Origin of the sequence: Halosegnis sp. (genome assembly GCF_042216475.1) — an archaeon.
Taxonomy (GTDB): Archaea; Halobacteriota; Halobacteria; order Halobacteriales; family Haloarculaceae; genus Halosegnis.
On the sequence record NZ_JBDGTV010000003.1, the window covers coordinates 53,179 to 71,297 of the forward strand.

19 protein-coding genes are annotated in these 18,119 nt (G+C 67.3%); 9 read left to right on the forward strand and 10 right to left on the reverse strand.

Going from position 1 to position 18,119, the window contains the following annotated elements:
- Nucleotides 1–136 precede the first annotated feature (136 nt).
- On the forward strand, nt 137–1,069 hold the full coding sequence (locus ABEJ63_RS01165) for a glycosyltransferase family 2 protein (protein WP_375794507.1): 933 nt from the start codon (nt 137–139) through the stop codon (nt 1,067–1,069).
- Nucleotides 1,070–1,177: 108 nt separating this feature from the next.
- A complete protein-coding gene (gene thsA / locus ABEJ63_RS01170) occupies nt 1,178–2,737 on the forward strand; it encodes a thermosome subunit alpha (RefSeq protein ID WP_375794582.1) in 1,560 nt (519 codons plus the stop codon).
- 40 nt (nt 2,738–2,777) lie between these two features.
- Here the strand turns inward: thsA and ABEJ63_RS01175 are convergent, their stop codons facing one another.
- The gene (locus ABEJ63_RS01175; RefSeq protein ID WP_375794583.1) at nt 2,778–3,995 is read right to left on the reverse strand and encodes an acyl-CoA dehydrogenase family protein; all 1,218 of its coding nucleotides are present in this window, start codon (nt 3,993–3,995) and stop codon (nt 2,778–2,780) included.
- Between the two features lie 134 nt (nt 3,996–4,129).
- On the opposite strand from ABEJ63_RS01175, the gene ABEJ63_RS01180 reads away from it, so the two are divergent.
- The gene (locus tag ABEJ63_RS01180; RefSeq protein WP_375794508.1) at nt 4,130–5,221 is read left to right on the forward strand and encodes a radical SAM protein; all 1,092 of its coding nucleotides are present in this window, start codon (nt 4,130–4,132) and stop codon (nt 5,219–5,221) included.
- On the opposite strand, the gene cysK is transcribed toward ABEJ63_RS01180, so the two are convergent.
- The 4 genes from cysK to ABEJ63_RS01200 form a co-directional block, all read right to left on the reverse strand.
- Nucleotides 5,218–6,147, reverse strand: coding sequence for a cysteine synthase A (gene cysK, locus ABEJ63_RS01185; protein ID WP_375794509.1), 930 nt, complete (start codon nt 6,145–6,147; stop codon nt 5,218–5,220). The two genes, ABEJ63_RS01180 and cysK, sit on opposite strands and share 4 nt — an antisense overlap.
- Nucleotides 6,148–6,268: 121 nt before the next feature.
- Entirely contained in the window at nt 6,269–6,412 is a 144-nt protein-coding gene (locus ABEJ63_RS01190; RefSeq protein WP_375794510.1) for a hypothetical protein, read from the reverse strand.
- A gap of 152 nt (nt 6,413–6,564) precedes the next feature.
- On the reverse strand, nt 6,565–7,773 hold the full coding sequence (locus ABEJ63_RS01195) for a TIGR04347 family pseudo-SAM/SPASM protein (protein ID WP_375794511.1): 1,209 nt from the start codon (nt 7,771–7,773) through the stop codon (nt 6,565–6,567).
- Complete coding sequence (locus tag ABEJ63_RS01200) at nt 7,774–8,028, reverse strand: Htur_1727 family rSAM-partnered candidate RiPP (RefSeq protein ID WP_375794512.1); 255 nt, start codon at nt 8,026–8,028, stop codon at nt 7,774–7,776.
- 105 nt (nt 8,029–8,133) lie between these two features.
- Here ABEJ63_RS01200 and ABEJ63_RS01205 point away from each other — a divergent pair, with 105 nt between their 5' ends.
- Both ABEJ63_RS01205 and ABEJ63_RS01210 read left to right on the forward strand, forming a co-directional pair.
- Complete coding sequence (locus ABEJ63_RS01205) at nt 8,134–8,766, forward strand: helix-turn-helix domain-containing protein (protein WP_375794513.1); 633 nt, start codon at nt 8,134–8,136, stop codon at nt 8,764–8,766.
- 56 nt (nt 8,767–8,822) lie between these two features.
- The gene (locus ABEJ63_RS01210; protein WP_375794514.1) at nt 8,823–9,881 is read left to right on the forward strand and encodes a Brp/Blh family beta-carotene 15,15'-dioxygenase; all 1,059 of its coding nucleotides are present in this window, start codon (nt 8,823–8,825) and stop codon (nt 9,879–9,881) included.
- Nucleotides 9,882–10,054: 173 nt separating this feature from the next.
- On the opposite strand, the gene ABEJ63_RS01215 is transcribed toward ABEJ63_RS01210, so the two are convergent.
- Nucleotides 10,055–11,569, reverse strand: a complete 1,515-nt coding sequence (locus ABEJ63_RS01215; protein WP_375794515.1) for a phytoene desaturase family protein — start codon at nt 11,567–11,569, stop codon at nt 10,055–10,057.
- Nucleotides 11,566–11,886, reverse strand: coding sequence for a hypothetical protein (locus tag ABEJ63_RS01220; RefSeq protein WP_375794516.1), 321 nt, complete (start codon nt 11,884–11,886; stop codon nt 11,566–11,568). The genes ABEJ63_RS01215 and ABEJ63_RS01220 overlap by 4 nt, the downstream gene beginning before the upstream one ends.
- A 105-nt stretch (nt 11,887–11,991) precedes the next feature.
- On the opposite strand from ABEJ63_RS01220, the gene surE reads away from it, so the two are divergent.
- Nucleotides 11,992–12,765, forward strand: a complete 774-nt coding sequence (gene surE, locus ABEJ63_RS01225; protein ID WP_375794517.1) for a 5'/3'-nucleotidase SurE — start codon at nt 11,992–11,994, stop codon at nt 12,763–12,765.
- 3 nt (nt 12,766–12,768) lie between these two features.
- On the opposite strand, the gene ABEJ63_RS01230 is transcribed toward surE, so the two are convergent.
- Together ABEJ63_RS01230 and ABEJ63_RS01235 are read right to left on the reverse strand one after the other, a co-directional pair.
- Nucleotides 12,769–13,521: an S-adenosyl-l-methionine hydroxide adenosyltransferase family protein gene (locus ABEJ63_RS01230; RefSeq protein WP_375794518.1), complete on the reverse strand. Its 753-nt coding sequence runs from the start codon at nt 13,519–13,521 to the stop codon at nt 12,769–12,771.
- The gene (locus tag ABEJ63_RS01235; protein WP_375794519.1) at nt 13,518–14,027 is read right to left on the reverse strand and encodes a nicotinamide-nucleotide adenylyltransferase; all 510 of its coding nucleotides are present in this window, start codon (nt 14,025–14,027) and stop codon (nt 13,518–13,520) included. Before ABEJ63_RS01235 ends, ABEJ63_RS01230 begins: the two co-directional genes overlap by 4 nt.
- Before the next feature lie 168 nt (nt 14,028–14,195).
- Here ABEJ63_RS01235 and lonB point away from each other — a divergent pair, with 168 nt between their 5' ends.
- Both lonB and ABEJ63_RS01245 read left to right on the forward strand, forming a co-directional pair.
- On the forward strand, nt 14,196–16,265 hold the full coding sequence (gene lonB / locus ABEJ63_RS01240; RefSeq protein WP_375794520.1) for an ATP-dependent protease LonB: 2,070 nt from the start codon (nt 14,196–14,198) through the stop codon (nt 16,263–16,265).
- Entirely contained in the window at nt 16,258–17,013 is a 756-nt protein-coding gene (locus ABEJ63_RS01245) for a lysostaphin resistance A-like protein (RefSeq protein WP_375794521.1), read from the forward strand. Before lonB ends, ABEJ63_RS01245 begins: the two co-directional genes overlap by 8 nt.
- 49 nt (nt 17,014–17,062) lie before the next feature.
- Here the strand turns inward: ABEJ63_RS01245 and ABEJ63_RS01250 are convergent, their stop codons facing one another.
- Nucleotides 17,063–17,518 (reverse strand): MGMT family protein, encoded by a 456-nt coding sequence (locus ABEJ63_RS01250; RefSeq protein WP_375794522.1) that lies wholly within the window; start codon nt 17,516–17,518, stop codon nt 17,063–17,065.
- A 92-nt stretch (nt 17,519–17,610) separates the two neighbouring features.
- Between ABEJ63_RS01250 and ABEJ63_RS01255 the strand changes: the two genes are divergently transcribed.
- Nucleotides 17,611–18,096: a bis(5'-nucleosyl)-tetraphosphatase gene (locus ABEJ63_RS01255; protein ID WP_375794523.1), complete on the forward strand. Its 486-nt coding sequence runs from the start codon at nt 17,611–17,613 to the stop codon at nt 18,094–18,096.
- Nucleotides 18,097–18,119 lie beyond the last annotated feature (23 nt).

An 18,119-nucleotide genomic window follows, 5' to 3' on the forward strand; every position in this document is an offset into this window, starting at 1 on the left:
GACATCCACGAGGTGTGGCCATTCACTGTGAAACGCGACCCCCTGGATCTACCGACGAGGCCGTCGCGTCAGCGCTGGGATACTAACGAGCAATCCATCGGCGTGTTTTTACCGCTCCGGAGAGCTATCTCCGGGTATGGAAATATCGGTCGTGGTGCCGACACTGAACAGCCGTGAGCGGCTGGCAGCATGCCTCGATGCGCTCGCGGCCGAGGCCCCGGCCGAGATACTCGTCGTCAACGGCCCGTCGGCGGACGGCACCTCGGGGATGTGCCGTGACCGCCCAGATGTCGACGTGCTCATCGAACTCGACGACCGGAACGTGAACGTCGCGCGCAACGCTGGGCTGGATCGTGCACGCGGTGACGTTGTCGCCTTCGTCTCACAGGATCTCGCCGTCGAGGCAGGGTGGCGCGACGCGGTTGCGGCGGCACTGCCCGCCGCTGATGCCATCACCGGCCCGGTGCGGCGTCACCTCGAGGTCGGGTGGACCGCCGACGAAGATGATCGCCGGAAGGTCGGCGGCCGGGCCGTCCGCTATCTCAATGGTGGGAACATGGCGTTCACACGGGCGGCACTGGAGGCCATCGACGGCTTCGACGAGCACCTCGTCGTCGGCGGCGCCCGCGACGCGTCTCACCGGCTGGCCGCGCTCGACCGCGTCGTCGAATGGGTGCCCGAAATGGCTGTTGCCCAACGGAGTGACCGCTCGGATGTCCAGCCATCGGTGCTCGCGGACGGCGGCGACGGCCACGACTGGGGGTGGCGCTACCACTCGCTGGCCTACCGGCTGGCGAAAAACTACGGCATCCGCCCAGCCGTCGCCTACCGGGTGACCCGCCACGCCGTCGCCGACGGTATCGGGACCGCAAAAGACGTTCTCCGGGGTGAAGGGCTCCCGTCTCGGTGGTTCGCTGACGGCCGCGACGTCGCTATCGGAGGCCTACGCGGCCTCTACGAGGGCGTTCGCGCCCGCTGGCGTGACCGCTCTCCCCGGCGGAATCCCAACGGGTGGTCGGCCCGATCCGACCGGGCCGTCGCGGTCGACGACTGTCGCGAGAGCGTGTAAACGGCTCACACGCGTCCCGTCCGGTGATTTTCCGTCCGACGGGAGCGAAGCATTCATATAGAACCGCATACCATTTATCAAATGATTATGGCTCAACAACGACAGGCAATGGGTGGACAGCCGCTGTTCATCCTCTCGGAGGACTCCGAGCGGACCCGCGGCGAGGACGCCCAGAATTCGAACATTCAGGCCGCTAAGGCCGTCGCCGAGACCGTACGCACGACGCTCGGCCCGCGTGGCATGGACAAGATGCTCGTCTCTGACTCCGGCGACGTCGTCATCACGAATGACGGCGCGACCATCCTCGATGAGATGGACATCGAGCATCCCGCGGCTCAGATGATCGTGGAGGTTGCCTCCACGCAGGAGGAGGAAGTCGGCGACGGGACGACGACCGCCTCCGTCCTTGCGGGCCGACTGCTCGCCAAGGCCGAGGACCTGCTCGAAGACGATGTTCATCCCACGACCATTGTCGAGGGGTATCACGAGGCCAGCCGGCTGGCGCTGGAGGCCGTCGACGAGATCACCCTCGAGGCGGACCTCGACGACGAACTGCTCCAGCAGGTGACCGAGTCGTCGATGACCGGCAAGGGCACCGGCGATATCGACGCCGCAGCACTTGCCGAGACGGTCGTCGCGGCCGTCCAGCACGCCCGCACCGACGACGGTGTCGTTCGCGACGATATTACCGTTCGAACGCAGACGGGCGCGGGCGCCTCCGCGACCCGGCTCGTCGAGGGCGTCATCTCCGAGGAGGAGCCCGTCCACGCGGACATGCCCCGGGATGTCTCGGACGCCGATGTGGCCGTCCTTGATCTGGATCTTGATCTTCGCGAGGCCGAAATCGACGCCGAGTACAACGTCACCGACGTCGACCAACTCGAACAGGCCATCTCCGCCGAAGAGGAGGAACTGCGCGGCTACGCCGAGGACATCGTCGACGCCGGCGTCGACGTCGCGTTCGTCACTGGCGATATCGAAGACCGCGTCGCCTCTATCCTCGCAAAGGAGGGCGTGCTCGCCGTCGAGAGCGTCTCCGACGACGAGGCGACCCGCATCGCGCGGGCCGTCGGCGCGAGCACGGTTGGCTCGCTGCAGGACCTCGAAGGAGACGATCTTGGCTTTGCCGAGACGGTCCGTGTCGAGCGGTTCGGCGACGAGGAGCTCACCTTCATCGAGGGCGGCACGAACGCCGAGACGGTGACGCTGTTCGCCCGCGGTGGGACCGAACACGTCGCCGACGAGCTGGAGCGGGCGCTCAATGACGCCATCGACGTTGCCATCGCGGCGCTCGACGAGGGCGGCGTCGTTCCCGGCGCCGGCGCGACCGAGATTGCCATCGCCGACCACATCCGGTCGGGCGCAGCGTCCATCGAGGGGCGCAAGCAGCTGGCGGTCGAGGCGTTCGCCGACGCCGTCGACGTCATCCCGCGCACGCTCGCAGAGAACACCGGCATGGACCCCATCGACGCGCTGGTGGACCTCCGCACGACCCACGAGAGCGAGGGCGTCGCTGGCCTCATCTCCGAGGGCCAGACGGGCCGCGTCGGTGACCCCATCGAGGCGGGCGTGCTCGACCCTGCCGCGGTCAAGCGGGAGGCCGTCGAATCCGCCACCGAGGCTGCGACGATGATCGCCCGCATCGACGACGTCATCTCCGCGAACTGACCGGGCGCACTCCATTCTTTTTTAACGCCGCGAGCGACTGCTACGGCTCGTAGCGGGTCAGCGGCGCGAGTTCTTCCGTCGGTGGGTCGTCGAACAGCTCGCGGGCAGCCGTCCGGCGGTGTACCTCGTCTGCACCGTCGACGATACGGAACTGCCGCGCTGTCGCGTAAAAGTCCGCCAGCGGCAGATCCTTGCCGATTCCGTTGCCGCCACACGTCTGTAGCGCCGCGTCGATAGCATCGTTCACGACCGGCGCAGTGAACGACTTGGCCATCGCCACCGCGCGACGGGCTTCCTGACCCGCGTCGACGGCGTCGGCAGCCGTCCGAACGAGTGCTCGTGCGGCGTGGAGATCGGTAGCCGCCTCGGCCAGCCGTGCCCGGACGCTCGTCTTTTCGGCCAGCGGCTCACCGAAAGCCGATCGCTCGCTGGCGTACGCCGCGGCAATATCGAGCGCACGATCGGCCATCCCAGAGAAACGCATGCAGTGAGTGAGTCGGGCGGGACCGAGTCGTTGTTGGACATGCTCGAAGCCGCGGCCCTCTTCGCCGAGCAGGTGCTCGTCGGGGACGTACACCTCGTTGTAGCGGATCTCTGCGTGACTCACGCCGCGGGGCCCACCGCCGAGATGTGGGATATTGCGGACTACCTCGACCCCGTCGGCCTCGGTGGGGACGAGGAACAGTGAACACCCCTCGTACGGGTGGACATCTATGTCTGTTCGCGCGAGCACCACGAGCACATCTGCCTCGACACCCTGTGTCGTCCACCACTTGTGGCCGTCGAGTACCCAGCCGTCGCCGTCCCTGTGGGCGGTCGTACGGATGGCCGTCGGGTCAGAGCCGGCGCCGTCGAGCGGCTCTGTCATCGAGAAGCCCGATCGAAGCGACCCCTCGACCAGCGGGGCGAGATACTGTTCCTTCTGGAGGGATGTACCAACGAGTTCCAGTAGATGCATGTTCCCCTCGTCGGGCGCATCCACCCGCATCGCAGTTGGCCCCAGCAGCGACCGCCCGGCCGCCTCGAAGGCAGGGAGCACGTCGCGGAACCGCTCGCCCATCCCGCCGTACGCCTCGGGAATCTGCGGAGCGTAGATCCCGTACTCACGGGCCTCGGCACGGAGCTCGGAGATAGTGCCCCGTGAGACAGTGCCACCCGGCGGTAGCGCCCGCTCTGCAGGGATGACTACCTCGTCGATGAACGCCTGCGCCCGCTCGCCCAGTTCTTGCGCTCGCTCGGAATCATCGTAACGAACCATCGCCGGCTCTGGCGCCGGCGTGGGCGTCGGCATGGCGCCACCGTACTGCGGGGATTGAAGTAGCGCCGGTCAACTTCAACGCCCCCTGTATGGAGGTCGCGGCGGCAAGCGCCGCGCGGCCGTACTCGTGACCGATGACGCGGGCGAACGCCGACGGCGGAGGAAAGCCCGACGCTGCTATCACGCGCGGGCGCGACTATGACGAGACGCCGCTTATCGTCACCTGGGAAGTGACACAGGCGTGCAGTCTCGCGTGTGATCATTGCCGAGCCGACGCCGTAGAGCAGCGTCACCCCGATGAGCTGTCCACGGCCGAGGGGAAGCGCCTCATCGATCAAGTGGCGGCGTTCGACCCCGCACCGGTGCTGGTATTCTCTGGTGGCGATCCGCTGGAGCGGCCAGACCTGTTCGACCTGCTCGACTACGCCACCGAGCGAGTACCGACGGCAGTGACGCCGGCGCCGACGGCCGCACTCGACCGCGAGACCGTCACGCGGTTCGCTGACCTCGGCGTCCGTCGGATGGCGCTCAGCCTCGATGGCGCCACCCCTGCCCGCCACGACGGGTTCCGTGGCGAGTCCGGTTCCTTCGCAGCCGTCCAGCAGGCCGCAGCATGGGCTGCCGATGTTGACCTTGACGTGCAAGTAAACACGACGGTCACCGCGACGACGGCGCCCGAACTGTCGGCCATCGCCGACCGGGTAGCGGAGCTGGGGGCCGTCATGTGGGAGGTGTTTTTCCTCGTCCCAACGGGCCGCGGGGCCACCCTCAAAGGGCTCGATCCCGCCCGGGCCGAGTCCGTGCTCCAGTGGCTCCATAGACACGCCCGCGAGGCGCCCTATCGGGTCATCACTGTCGAGGCGCCCCACTACCGTCGCATTGCTGCTGCCGAGCGAGACGGCCCCGCACGTGTCGGCTCTACCCGTGCCGGCCGCGGCTTCGTCTTTGTCAGCCACACTGGCGAGGTGTACCCGTCGGGATTCCTACCGGTCGCTGCCGGCGACGTCCGCGAGACCCCCCTACCCGAGGTATACCGCGAGGCCGACCTGCTGTGTGCGCTTCGCGATGCCGATGGGTTCGACGGCCCCTGCGGGCGCTGTCCACACCGTCGCCAGTGTGGCGGCTCTCGCTCACGAGCGTACGCGGTCACGGGCGACCCACTGGCCAGCGACCCGCTCTGTGAATGGGTCGCCGAGGGGATTCCACGGGCAGCAGAGTCGGATTAGTTGCCATACAGATCGGTCGAGAGGTACCGTTCGCCACCATCGGGCACGACGGCAACGACGACCTCCGCTGGATTGTCGGCCGCGTAATCGGCACCCGCGGCGAGTGCCGCGCCGGCTGAGATACCAACGAGTAGCCCCATCTCTCGGGCAACCCGGCGGGCGGTCGCCTTCGCGCGGTCGTCCGCGACGGCGCGTACCTCATCTATCAGATCAGTGTCGAGGACCGTCGGTAGGAATCCTGGCCCGATACCCTGGATGTCGTGGGCAGCGTCACTCTGCTCGGTAAGCGTCGGCGAGGCTGCCGGCTCGACGCCGACCAGCGTCACGTCGGCGTCACGGTCGCCCCGGAGATGCCGGCCCACACCGGTAATTGTGCCGCCGGTCCCGACGCCGGCGACGACGGCATCGACGGCCCCGTTCGTTGCGTCCCAGACCTCTGGCCCCGTCGTCTCACGGTGGGCCTGCGGGTTCGCAGCGTTGGCGAACTGGCGGGCCATAACAGCGTTCTCCCGCTCGGCGAGCACCGTCTCGGCCCGCTCGCGGGCGCCTGTCATCCCGTCATCGGCAGGCGTCAGTTTGAGGTCGGCCCCCAGCGCGCGCAGAAGACGACGCCGCTCGGCCGACATCGACTCGGGCATCGTCAGTACACAGTCGTAGCCGCGAGCGGCGGCGACAGCAGCCAACCCAATCCCGGTGTTGCCGCTCGTCGCCTCGACGATGGTGCCGCCCGGTTCGAGCGCACCGCTTGCCTCGGCGGCATCCACGATGGCCCGTGCGATGCGATCCTTCACCGAGTAGGGGTTGGCCGTCTCGAGTTTGCCGTACAGGTTCTCCGCGAGCGAGTCTAACCGCACCAGTGGCGTGTCCCCCACGAGTTCGCCGACCGACGCCACTGCCTCGACTGTCGAGCGTTCACGACTGTGCATCGGCGGCAGTTCTCGGGCCGAGTGGAAGGGTCGCGACCCCGCGGACGCGGGGGCTTTACGTGGCCGGCTGGCAACTGGCTGGTGCTCGCCGGGTGGAAGACAGGACGGGAGAAGGGCCGGATTACGTGTAGTCGGGGACGAGCGGTGCCTCAGGGGACTCCTCGAGCGCCGACCGCTCACCGCCGTCGGCTACGAGGTTCGGGGCGGTGGACGTCGTCTCGGTCGGCATCTCGGGCACCATCGGCTCGGGTTCGCTTCCTCGCATCACATCACCTCCAACACGTGGGGACCAGATAAATGTAATGGTAGATAATGCACGTTGCGGAAATGATGGCTGCAATCGGCTCAAGCAGTCCGTACCCTATGCACGAATCTAACCCACATGAATGTTGATACAGGTACAATCCTTTCGACGCTTCAGTCGGCGGGCTGGCGATCGTCAGGGGCAGGCGGATCGCGGCGCCGCTCGGCGGCTGTGAGATAACACTGTGGATCGGGGGCAAATGGGTCGCCGTGGACCGCAAGCGAGCGGAGCGGCGACCCGCCGCCACAGACTCCACGGTATCGACAGTCAGCACACTTTCCGGAGAGGTGTGGCGTTCGGTCGCGGAGCCGCTCAAGCAGTGGGTTCGTGTCTGTCCAGATGTCGCCGAAGGGCCGATCACGGACGTTGCCCAGCGCGTACCCCTGCCAGAACTGCGTGAGGTGGACGTCACCGCGGTAGTCGACATCGGCAACCCGTCGGCCCGCGGGGTCGCCGCCGTTGCGCTTGAGATACTCGTAGACGCGGGCAGCGGCCGTCTCGCCAAGTTCCGCACGGGCGTACTCGACGAGATAGGCGGCGTCGGCATAATTGCCAACGAGCAGCGTCTCTATCTCCTCGCCGGCGGCGTGTCGCTCGCGAGTCAGGTCACAGAGCCGGTGGACGACTCTCCGGCGCTCCTCCGCCGAGAGGTCGGCAGCCTGCGCGTCGGCCGCCCGTCCGCCGTAGTCAAGATGGTAAAAACAGAAGCGATCGACACCGACCGAGCACAACAACTCCACGACATCTTCCATGTCGTCGACGGTCCGTTCGGTGACAGTATAGCGAAGCCCTGTCTTGAGGCCGGCCTCAAGCGCCGCCTCGATGCCCTCGACGGCTGCGTCGAACGCTCCGTCCTCGCCCCGAAAGGCATCGTTCGTCTCCGCAAGACCGTCAACGCTGACGCCGGCGTATGCCAGCCCCGCCTCACGGAGCTGGGCAGCCCGGTCGCGGGTTAGCAAAGTGCCGTTCGTCGACAGTACGGGGCGCAGGCCGATGTCGGCGGCGTGTGCCACCAGCTCGGCGATATCGTCTCGTACCAGCGGCTCACCACCCGAAAAGAGGACAACCGGCACCCCGAAGTCGGCGAGGTCTGTGAGGAACCGCTTCGCCTCCGCCGTGGAAAACTCGCCGGCCGCCGGTTCCTGGTCGGCGGCCGCGTAGCAGTGGACACAGGAGAGATTACACCGCCGAGTGACGTTCCAGACGACGACTGGACGACGCTGACGGCGCTCGCGTATCTGATCCGGTTCGGAGGGGTCGCCGTAGCGAAGGCCGTCCCCTTCGGCCGCCAGCCCGCAGAGCAGCTTGCTGACGGAGATCACTCAGACATCACCCTCGGCGCGATCAGCAAGCGGTTGGGCAGCGTACCGGGCGACTGACTCGGCAGGACACAGCCAGAGGTCAACAGCGTCTGGGAACAGTGTCGCCGCCTGCTCATAGGCGACCGACTCCGAGGGGGCCGTGACGCTGCCGACGTGTCTGAGCGGCGCATCGGCACTCGACCGGCAGAACGTCTCCCACTCGCGACGCTCACCGGGTGGCCGCTCAACGCGCGTCCGGTCGACTTGTTCGGACATACGTGGACTACGGGGCCAATCCTGAAGGGGGCCATCCCACCACACCGTGGGGCTACAAGTCGGCCAGGCAAAACGCTCTAACCCGTTGCCCCCGGACTCCGACATATGACCTCCGGCTTCCGCGCCGAACTCCGGATTCGCGAGCCGCCGAGCTGTCAGGTGGCGGCGGCTACGGAGTCGGCGGGCGACGCGGCGGCGGTGACGTGGGGCGGCGATGGTGCGACGGTGACCGAAGAGGTGACGCTGCCATCTGACGCCGACCCGGACGGAATGGAGGAGGTGTTCTCCGACGGTGACCGGAGCGTCTACCGCTTCGACCGACCGGCCGATCAGGCCTGTGTCTGCGAGGTCATCGAGCAGCACGGCGCACCGATTCGCGACGTGCGCGGCGAAGACGGTCGGCTCCATGTTACCTTCCATGTCGAGGATGTGGCGACGCTGCGCGAGCTTGTGGGACAACTTCGGGAGACGACCGGTGGCGTCTCGCTGGAGCGGCTCACCCAGTCGGCGACCGCGGGCGGTGACCGCAATCTCGTGCTGGTCGACCGGGCGGCGCTGACCGACCGGCAGCGCGAGGTGCTGGAGACGGCCCACGAACTGGGCTACTTCGCTCGGCCAAAGGGCGCGAACGCAACGGAAGTGGCCGACGCGCTGGGCATCTCGCGGTCGACGTTCGCCGAGCACCTCGCGGCCGCCCAGTCGAAGCTGTTGGACGCCGTTCTTGACGGCGACGGATAAAAACACCACAGTTCTGTGGGGTCGCGTTCAGCCCAGTTACGCGCGTAGCCGCGCGTATGGAGACTGGCACGGGTAGACGGGTCGGCAGCAGAGTGGGCTCGCCAGCAGATATTGCGGTCACCGGATCACGAGTCGCGCTTGGCGCACTGACGGCCGGCTTCCTGCTCGCCGGCGCCGCACACGTGACGGTGCCGATACGCGTTCAGTTGCTTGTCTACCTCGTCGGAATGGTCGCGCTTAACCTCCCACATGGCGGCTACGAGCATCTCGCAAACCTCCGGCGACGGGTCGACCGATTCCGGCTCCGCTATGTCGCCGGCTATCTCCTCTTGTTGGCAGGCTATCTCTGGCTGTTCACGGTCGCGCCCGTCGTCGGCCTGCTCATCGCCGTCGCCGTCGCCTGTGCGAAGGGCGGCGGTGGGGACCTGTACGCGCTACGCGCGACGGGTGGGGCCGATCACCTGCAGACGCGGGCTCAGCGGCTGCTGGCGGTCGCCGCTCGCGGTGGCCCTGTGATGGCAGTGCCGATAGTCGCGTTCCCGGCGACGTTCCGCACGTTCAGCGGCATCATTGTCGGACTGTTTGAGCCCGGGGCGCTGGCGACTGCCGGCGTCCCGCTGGAGACGACGCGGCTCCTCATCGGGGGCGGGTACGCGGCCGTCCTCCTTGCACACCTCGGGCTCGGCTTCCACCGCCGGCAGGGAACCGGAAGTTGGCTCGTTGACGCCGGTGAGACGCTGTTGCTGGTCGCGTACTTTGCGACGGTCCCGGTGGTGGTCGCCGTTGGCCTCTACTTCCCGCTATGGTACTCGCTACGGCAGGTCGCTCGCGAACTAGCCGTCGACCCAGCTGGGACGGACGGATGGGACCTGCTCGCAGCCGAGACGACGGCCGGCACCGCCCTGCGAGCCTGGGGGCTGCTCGTCGGCGGCGCGCTCTCCGTGGGTGGCGTGGCGGCAACGCTGTGGCTGCTGGCACCGAACCCGCTCGGAACCGCACCACTCCTGTACGGCGCCGTCGCATTCTGGAGCGTCCTCATCAGTATCATCGCGCTCCCGCACGTGCTCATCGGGAGTGTTCTCGACCGCGGCCGGGGTATCTGGCATGTCCCGTAAAAGGCCGCCGTATCGTGGGTATCCACCCACTGGCCTGCCGTCCACACGTCCAGTCGCACTCGGAACTCGCTGGCGGGCGCGATTACTGGCGCGCCCCGCGGTATCCGGGTGTGCGGGTCCGCCCACGCCGCCTTCCGTCCCTGTCCCGGCGGCGTGTCGGCATCCCTCGTCCCTCAACCGAGTTCCGCCAGCCGAGCGAGCGGCCGCGCTGATTGGGCGTCCTTGGCGACGGCCTCGGCAGTGTGCTCGCCGCTGATGAGACACATCGGCATCCCGATACCAGGTGTCGTGTAGCCGCCCGTGTAGTAGAGCCCCTCAAGCGGGCCGCGGTGAGACGGGCGGAGCGGCCCGGTCTGTCCAAGCGTGTGTGCCAGCCCGAGGGCTGTCCCCTGCGGGGCGTTAACCCACTCGGCGAACTCGGAGACACAGGCTGTCTCCTCGACGCGGATCCGGCCCCGAAGGTCGACACCAGCGTCCGTCGCGAGATCGGTCAGCACCTGTTCGCGATAGCGGGCGCGGGCGTCGGCGTCGTCCTCAAGTCCAGGCGCGATTGGCACGAGTACCACCACCGTGTGACAGCCGTCGGGCGCGACCGTGTCGTCCGTGCGCGAGGGGACGTTCACGTAGTAGGCGGGGTCGGTCGGCCACCGCGGCTCGTCGAAGATGGCCGCGAAGTGCGGGTCCCAGTCCTCAGGGAGGACGAGCGTGTGGTGCGCGAGCGGGTCGACAGACCCCTCGACGCCGAGATACAGCATGAATGCCGAAGGGGCGTACGTCGCGGACTCCCACCCACCCAGCGGGCCATCGCTCGCTCCCGTGAGCAGGTCCTGCTCGACGTGTGCGGGGTTGGCGTTCGCGACGATGGCGTCGCCCGTCACCGGACCGGTCGGTGTCTGCGCTGTGAGGCCATCGGTGGCTGGCTCAAGTGCCGTCACCGGCCGACCCGTCTCGATGGTCACCCCGAGTTCGCGGGCCAGGTCGGCCAGCCCCTCGACGACGCTGTGGACGCCACCCGTGGGGTAGTAGACGCCGAGCTCGTGGTCGACGTGGGCCATCAGGTTGTACAGCGCCGGCGTGTTGTGCGGCGCGCCCCCGAGGAAGACGAGCGTGTACTGCATCAATTGGCGGAGTTTCGGGTGATCGAAGTAGTCGGCGACGTGCTCGTCCATCGAACCGAGCAGGCTGAGCCCGCGTGCCGACCGGAGCACGTCGGTATCGAGGAAATCACGCAACCGCGGGCGATCCTCGTAGACGAACCGCTCCATTCCCACCTCGTAGGTGTAGGCGGCCTCCTCGAGGTAGGCGTCGAACGCCTCGCCAGCGCCTGATTCGTAGGATTCGAACAGTCCACGCACTGCCGCGGGGTCGTCCGGCACGTCGACCCGGTCACCGTCCTTCCAGAGGACGCGATACTTCGGGTCGAGCCGTTGGAGGTCGTAGTAGTCGGCCGGGTCGCGATCAAAGTGGTCGAAGAATCGCTCGAACACGTCCGGCATCAGATACCACGACGGCCCGGTGTCGAACTGGAAGCCGTCCCGCTCGATGCGGCCGGCGACGCCGCCGAGGTGATCGTTTTTCTCCACAAGTCGAACATCGGCGCCCGCGTCGGCGAGATAGCAGGCGGCCGCCAGTCCGCCGAAGCCGCCGCCTACGACCGGGACGCGCTGATTCAGGAGTGGCCCTGTCATGGCGCAAGCACGTCGACGTTCTCTTCGCCCCAGACGAACGACGCGTGGGCCCGGTCATCGAAGGAGAGATACGCGCCAACGGCCCCGAGCGCGGCCTCCTGCACCGGGGTCTCCCGCCTGTTCGTCCGGGTGGGCGTCTCGTCGCCGGGGGCGAGCCACTCCTCGCGAACCGGGTCGTCATCGACGTAGCGGAGCCGGGCGCCACTCTCGAACCGGATGACGATAGCGTCGTGGCCGGCGACTGTCGCCTGTGTTCGCACACCGACGATAGCCGGGAGCGCCGCCGCCGTCCGTGTCCCTGCTGTCTCAACAGCCATACACCATGGTATGGGCGGGGCGGCTACCAGCCGGACCCCACAGAACGGTGGGGCTTTTCGGTGGAAAGCACAACGCACATCGGGGCCGGTCGCCTCCGGTCGGGAGTGAGCGACCCAACCGTCCTCGTGACGAACGACGACGGCATCGACGCCCATGGCATCCGCGCGCTGGCGACCGCGCTGGAGACCGTCGGCGACGTGACCGTCGTCGCGCCGGCCGACAACCAGTCGTGGGCGGGCCGCGATATGACCTGGCACGCCGGGCCGACAGGTATCGAGGAGACATCGTTCGGCTACGCCGTCGATGGGACTCCCTCCGATGCCGTTGCCGTCGCGTTATCGGTCCTCGATATCGACCCCGACATCGTCGTCTCGGGCGTGAACGACGGCATGAATCTCGCGGCCCACATCATCGAGCGGTCCGGCACAGTCGGCGCGGCGATGGAAGCCGCCCACCTTGGCGTGCCGGCCGTCGCCGTCTCGACAGCCGACCACACCGACCCCGAGCCGCCTCACCCAGATCCAGCGGCCTTCGAGATGCCCGCCGAGGCGGCGGCATTCGTCACCGAGCGAGCGCTATCTGCGGACGTCTTCGATGTCGCGGAGTTCCTCAATGTGAACGTCCCCGCCTACGCTGAACAGCCCCAGGTCACCCTCACCCGCCCAGTTCGCGAATACGATCTTGAGCCCCAGCGGGTCGACGCCGACGCTGTCGAACTCCGTGATGGCGGCTGGCAGCGATTTCTCGCGGGCGAACCGCCGGCAGACCCGGAGACGGACCGCCACGCCGTGCTCCACGGCGATGTGAGCGTGACGCCGATGCGGCTCCCCCGTGCGGTCGAGCCTGACGTGACCTTCGATGGGTTCGACCCCGACTAACCCTCACCACGACAGAACGACGCTGTCGCCGACACCGAGACCGAACGCCTCGTCACCTCGCCCCTGGTTGACGGCGAACTCGACGTTGCCGTGACTCCCGACCGTGACGAGCCGCTCGCCCGCCTCAACGTGGGCGTACGAGCGGGCGACTGGGACAGGTTCGCCATCGACGGTCACCTGCTCGCGGTCCGCAAGGACATCACCGGGGACGTTGGTCACGGTGTTGCCAAAGCCGTCGACGACGAGTACCTCGCCCGTCGCACCGTCCTCGTGGATATCGGGGGCAGGGAAGTGGAGATCGTCGTACTCGCGGGTCCGGGTAAGCGCGGGGAGTCGGTCGAGCGCGGCGACGCCGACATCGTGGCAGTCGGCTGCGACGGGCGCGAACACGTCCCGGCCGTGGAACGTCGCGCTTTCGGGGTCCTCAACGCGGACTCTGAACACTTCGATGTCGTCGTCGGCCAGCGCCCGGGCCGGCGGGAGTAATAAGCCGTTGTCCGGCCCGACGAGTGCATGATCGCCGGCGCGGACGACCAGCGCTGCGCGGTCGGTCCCAACGCCAGGATCGACGACCGCACAGTGGACCGCGGGCGGAAACTCCGGCAGAACAAACCGAAGCCAGAAGGCTGCCGCCCGGGGGGCCTGGCGGGGGAATTCATGGCCGACATCGACGACGTGGGCGTCCGTCCGGCGGGCGATAACTCCCTTCATCGCCGCGGGATACGGCTCACCGAAGTCAGTCGCGAGTGTGATCATGTATCTGAGTCAATCACCTCACGCAGCCGGTCGACGCCGTTAATGTCCGCGATAGTGTCGGCGACCGCCTCGGGCACGAGTTCCTCCCAGTCATCGCCCTCGGCCATCCGCTCGCGTACCTCGGCCCCCTCGAACTCCTCGCGGCGGAACATCGGTGATTGACGGACCTCGACACCGGCCTCTTCGAACAGGCGGACGACCAAGGGATTGTTCGAGTAGGCGACGTCGAAGCGGGGAGACATCGACCGGACGTGGCTGACCCACACTGCATTCCGGTTGAGATCCTCGATGGGGACGGCATAGGTGACGACCCCGATGTCGGTCGTCGCCTTGGTGAGCATCTCGATACGCTCGCCAGCCGTGAACGGGTTGCGCGCGGTGTGAGACTGGTCGGCACTGCCGATCCCCAACACGAGTTCGTCCACCTCGCTCGCGATGCGCTCGACCATCGCATGGTGGCCCTCGTGGTATGGTTGGAACCGCCCGATATAGAACCCGCGTGTCATACCCGGGGGGTGGGTCGGGCCTCGTATAAGGTCAGCGAGTCGGCGACCGCCGGGCTGTGGTGGGCGCGTCCGCGTCTCTGCCGGCGGTTTTCGGCATGCAGCCGGTCGTCGCTGGGAGAAAGTATATCAGTCGACGGGCCTTGGTATCTGGTGACGGAACCCCGTTCTATGAGCGACGAAACCGACACGGACGACGTTCCCGCCGGGGAGGGCGCGAGCGCGCCGTCCGGGCGCGACAACTCCAACGACCCCGACGACGGCACCATCACCCCCGTCGAGGACCGAGACCAGCTCGGGAGCGACGTGGGCGCCGACGCCGGCGTCGAGGTCGACGAGAGCGAGGAGGACAACCTGCTCGGCGGCCTCCAGCTCGACACCTCCAGCGACATCGAGGTGCCCGACCGGCTGGTCGACCAAGTTATTGGACAGGACCACGCCCGCGACATCATCCTGAAGGCGGCCAAACAGCGCCGCCACGTGATGATGATCGGCTCGCCTGGAACAGGCAAGTCGATGCTCGCGAAGGCGATGAGCCAGCTGCTGCCGCGCGAGGAGCTGCAGGATATCCTCGTCTACCACAACCCCGACGACGGCAACGAGCCGAAGGTCCGGACAGTCCCCGCCGGAAAGGGCGAGCAGATCGTCGAAGCCCACAAAGAGGAGGCCCGCAAGCGCAATCAGATGCGGAGCTTCCTGATGTGGATCATCATTGCGGTCGTCTTTGGCTACTCGCTACTTATCGCCCAGCAGCTCCTGTTGGGGATCCTGGCGGCGGGTGTTATCTACCTCGCCTTCCGCTACTCCTCGCGGGGCTCGGACGCAATGATTCCGAACCTGCTGGTGAACAACGCCGACCAGCAGACGGCGCCGTTCGAGGACGCCACCGGCGCCCACGCGGGCGCGCTGCTGGGCGACGTGCGTCACGACCCATTCCAGTCGGGTGGCATGGAGACGCCCAGCCACGACCGCGTCGAGGCTGGTGCCATCCACAAGGCGAACAAGGGTGTGCTGTTCGTCGACGAGATCAACACGCTGGATATCCGCTCCCAGCAGAAGCTGATGACCGCCATCCAAGAGGGGAAATTCTCTATCACGGGCCAGAGCGAGCGGTCGTCGGGCGCGATGGTCCAGACGGAGCCCGTGCCGTGTGACTTCGTGATGGTCGCGGCCGGCAATCTCGACGCGATGGAGAACATGCACCCCGCGCTCCGCTCGCGCATCAAGGGCTACGGCTACGAGGTGTACATGGACGACACCATCGAAGATACCCCGGAGATGCGCCGGAAGATCGCCCGGTTTATCGCCCAAGAGGTCGACAAGGACGGCCGGCTGCCGCCGTTCACCCGCGACGCGATGGAGGAGGTCATTCTGGAGGCCCAGCGGCGGGCCGGCCGGAAAGACCACCTCACGCTCGAGCTGCGGAACCTCGGCGGGCTCGTCCGGGTCGCGGGCGACATCGCCCGCGCCGAGAACGAGGAGACCACCGACCGGGAACACGTGCTGCAGGCGAAAAACCGGTCGCGCTCCATCGAACAGCAGCTCGCGGACAACTACATCGACCGCCGGAAGGACTACGACATGACGGTCAACGAAGGCGGTGTCGTCGGCCGTGTCAACGGGCTGGCTGTCATGGGCGAAGACTCTGGCATCGTGATGCCGGTGATGGCGGAGGTCGCACCCGCACAGGGTGCCGGCGAGGTCATCGCAACCGGCAAACTCCAGGAAATCGCCCAGGAGGCTGTCCAGAACGTCTCGGCTATCATCAAGAAGTTCTCCGACGAGGACATCTCGAACAAGGACATCCACATCCAGTTCGTGCAGGCCTACGAGGGCGTCGAGGGTGACTCCGCGTCCGTGACCGTCGCGACGGCCGTCATCTCCGCACTGGAGAGCGTCCCCGTCGAGCAGAACGTCGCGATGACCGGCTCGCTGTCGGTCCGGGGCGACGTACTCCCGGTCGGGGGCGTCACCCACAAAATCGAGGCCGCCGCCAAGACCGGCCTCGACAAGGTCATCATTCCGAAGGCGAACGAACAGGACGTGATGATCGAAGACGAGTACAAAGACCAAATCGAGATCATCCCGGTGTCGCACATCTCCGAGGTGCTGGAGGTGGCACTGGCGGGCGAGCCGGAGAAGGACTCGCTGGTCGACCGGCTCCGCTCCATCACCGGTAAGGCGCTGGAGAGCGGCGAGTCGCGGCCCGGACCGGGCGGCTCGCCCAGTCCGAGTGACTGACTGGGGCGTCTTCCTCGGCGTCGCGACCCTCCTGACGGTCCTCCTTCTGGGACTCGCGCGTGCGACCAGCGCCGGCGCCGCACTGCCGACCCGCGGGGACGTTGAGTGGCTCGACAGCCTTCCCGACGAGGCTGACCACCTCGCGGTCGGCGGCACACCGGCGCCGACGCCAGCACCTGCCGTCGATCTGTCCTCGGGGGCACTGTTCGTCAACGTGCTCATCAGCCACGGCCTGTTCCTCGTTCTGCTGACAGCCGCAGCCATCTACGCGGCCGTCCCAGCTGCGGCGTTCGGGCTATCGGCCAGCCCACGCGAGATCGCGATTGGCGTCGGTTTCGGGCTCGCGCTGGCACTACTCAACACTGCGGCAGGATCGCTCGCGGAGTCGCTCGGCTACGCACCCGGCGCCGAACTCCGGGGACTGCTCGCACCCGATTCGCGGGCCGGCTGGCTGCTCCTGCTTGGCGGAACGCTCCCGCTGGTCGCCGTCTTCGAAGAGGCGCTGTTTCGCGGCGCACTCATCGGCGCCTTCGCCCTCGGATTGGGCATCTCGCCGTGGGCGCTAGCGGTCGTCTCGTCGGCCCTGTTCGCCATCGCGCACGAGATACAGGGCCCGGTAGGCGTCCTCGTGACCGGGACACTCGGGTTCGCACTGGCGGCCGGCTACGTCGTCACAGACAGTCTGCTGGTCGTCGTCGTTGCCCACTACCTCGTCAATGCCGTGGAACTATTAGCCCGCGAGCGGTGAGTGTGACATCCGCCCACCCCCTCAGGGGTGTGCGTCCGCTTGGGAGGTGTTACAGCCCCTCCAACGTGCGCAGTCGTTGTTCGACAGGCGGCGGCGCGGCGCTTGGCCCGTCGCGCACGCGGTGGTCGGGGATGACAAGTGGCGTCGGGTTGTCGGCAAGCGCCTCTCGCACCAGCCGGTGGTCCTCGTCGGTGTCCGCCAGCCCGGGCGTCGTCCGGGCGAGCACGGCGACAGTGACACTCTCGCCGTAATCGACGCTCCGGAGCGTTTCCAAGACGCCCCGGCGGTCCGTCGGGAGGGTGAGCGCCACATCGACATCGGCAAACGACTCCTCGGCGCCGTTGAGGTACGCCTCGATGCGGTCCAACAGCGGGTGCTCCGCGGTGGCCCCCTCGTCCGGCTGGTCGGGGAAGGAAACGGAGAGCAATTTCCCCGACGCGGCGCCGAGTTGGACGTGACAGTCGAGCGACGGCGCCGCCCGCGCGTAGATGCCGGCCTCCTCCATACGGGAGCCACGGCGAGCGTGCACGTCAAATTTCGGGCCGGGCAGGCGAACGTTCGACACCCATTTAACCCGCGGCGAAGTATCGGACATTAATGATTGAGGCCACGAGTGCGGGCGCAATCCTCTTCCGGGATACCCGTGGCCGGCGAGAGTACCTGCTGTTGAAGTCTCGGCCGGGCGATTGGGAGTTCCCCAAAGGAGGCATCGAGGGCGAAGAGGAACTCCAGCAGACCGCCATCCGCGAGGTGAAAGAGGAGGCGGGTATCGAGGATTTCCGCCTGCTCGACGGGTTCCGGGAGGACTACGACTACGTGTTCGAGGCAGGTGGGGACACCATCCACAAGACGGTCCACCTCTTCGTCGCGAAGTCGTTCGAGGCGTCCGCAGAGTTGTCAAAAGAGCACCGCGACATGCAGTGGCGTGACTACGAACAGGCCATCAATACCATCACCCAGGACGGCCCCCGCGACATCCTTCGGAACGCCCACGAATTTCTCGACGAACAGTACGAGACGGATGGCGCCTCCGAGTCGGACTCCGGGGCGGAATCGGACGCCGACGACGCCAAGGAAGCCTGAGGGCGTGGCACTCGCCGACCGCC

Excerpts from the sequence above, each read along its gene's own strand:
- ABEJ63_RS01165 (WP_375794507.1), top strand. The coding sequence starts at position 137 with ATGGAAATATCGGTCGTGGTGCCGACACTGAACAGCCGTGAGCGGCTG.
- thsA (WP_375794582.1), top strand. The coding sequence starts at position 1,178 with ATGGGTGGACAGCCGCTGTTCATCCTCTCGGAGGACTCCGAGCGGACC.
- ABEJ63_RS01175 (WP_375794583.1), bottom strand. The coding sequence starts at position 3,995 with ATGGTTCGTTACGATGATTCCGAGCGAGCGCAAGAACTGGGCGAGCGG.
- ABEJ63_RS01180 (WP_375794508.1), top strand. The coding sequence starts at position 4,130 with ATGACGCGGGCGAACGCCGACGGCGGAGGAAAGCCCGACGCTGCTATC.
- cysK (WP_375794509.1), bottom strand. The coding sequence starts at position 6,147 with ATGCACAGTCGTGAACGCTCGACAGTCGAGGCAGTGGCGTCGGTCGGC.
- ABEJ63_RS01190 (WP_375794510.1), bottom strand. The coding sequence starts at position 6,412 with ATGCGAGGAAGCGAACCCGAGCCGATGGTGCCCGAGATGCCGACCGAG.
- ABEJ63_RS01200 (WP_375794512.1), bottom strand. The coding sequence starts at position 8,028 with ATGTCCGAACAAGTCGACCGGACGCGCGTTGAGCGGCCACCCGGTGAG.
- ABEJ63_RS01205 (WP_375794513.1), top strand. The coding sequence starts at position 8,134 with ATGACCTCCGGCTTCCGCGCCGAACTCCGGATTCGCGAGCCGCCGAGC.
- ABEJ63_RS01210 (WP_375794514.1), top strand. The coding sequence starts at position 8,823 with ATGGAGACTGGCACGGGTAGACGGGTCGGCAGCAGAGTGGGCTCGCCA.
- ABEJ63_RS01215 (WP_375794515.1), bottom strand. The coding sequence starts at position 11,569 with ATGACAGGGCCACTCCTGAATCAGCGCGTCCCGGTCGTAGGCGGCGGC.
- ABEJ63_RS01220 (WP_375794516.1), bottom strand. The coding sequence starts at position 11,886 with ATGGCTGTTGAGACAGCAGGGACACGGACGGCGGCGGCGCTCCCGGCT.
- ABEJ63_RS01230 (WP_375794518.1), bottom strand. The coding sequence starts at position 13,521 with ATGATCACACTCGCGACTGACTTCGGTGAGCCGTATCCCGCGGCGATG.
- ABEJ63_RS01235 (WP_375794519.1), bottom strand. The coding sequence starts at position 14,027 with ATGACACGCGGGTTCTATATCGGGCGGTTCCAACCATACCACGAGGGC.
- lonB (WP_375794520.1), top strand. The coding sequence starts at position 14,196 with ATGAGCGACGAAACCGACACGGACGACGTTCCCGCCGGGGAGGGCGCG.
- ABEJ63_RS01250 (WP_375794522.1), bottom strand. The coding sequence starts at position 17,518 with ATGGAGGAGGCCGGCATCTACGCGCGGGCGGCGCCGTCGCTCGACTGT.
- ABEJ63_RS01255 (WP_375794523.1), top strand. The coding sequence starts at position 17,611 with ATGATTGAGGCCACGAGTGCGGGCGCAATCCTCTTCCGGGATACCCGT.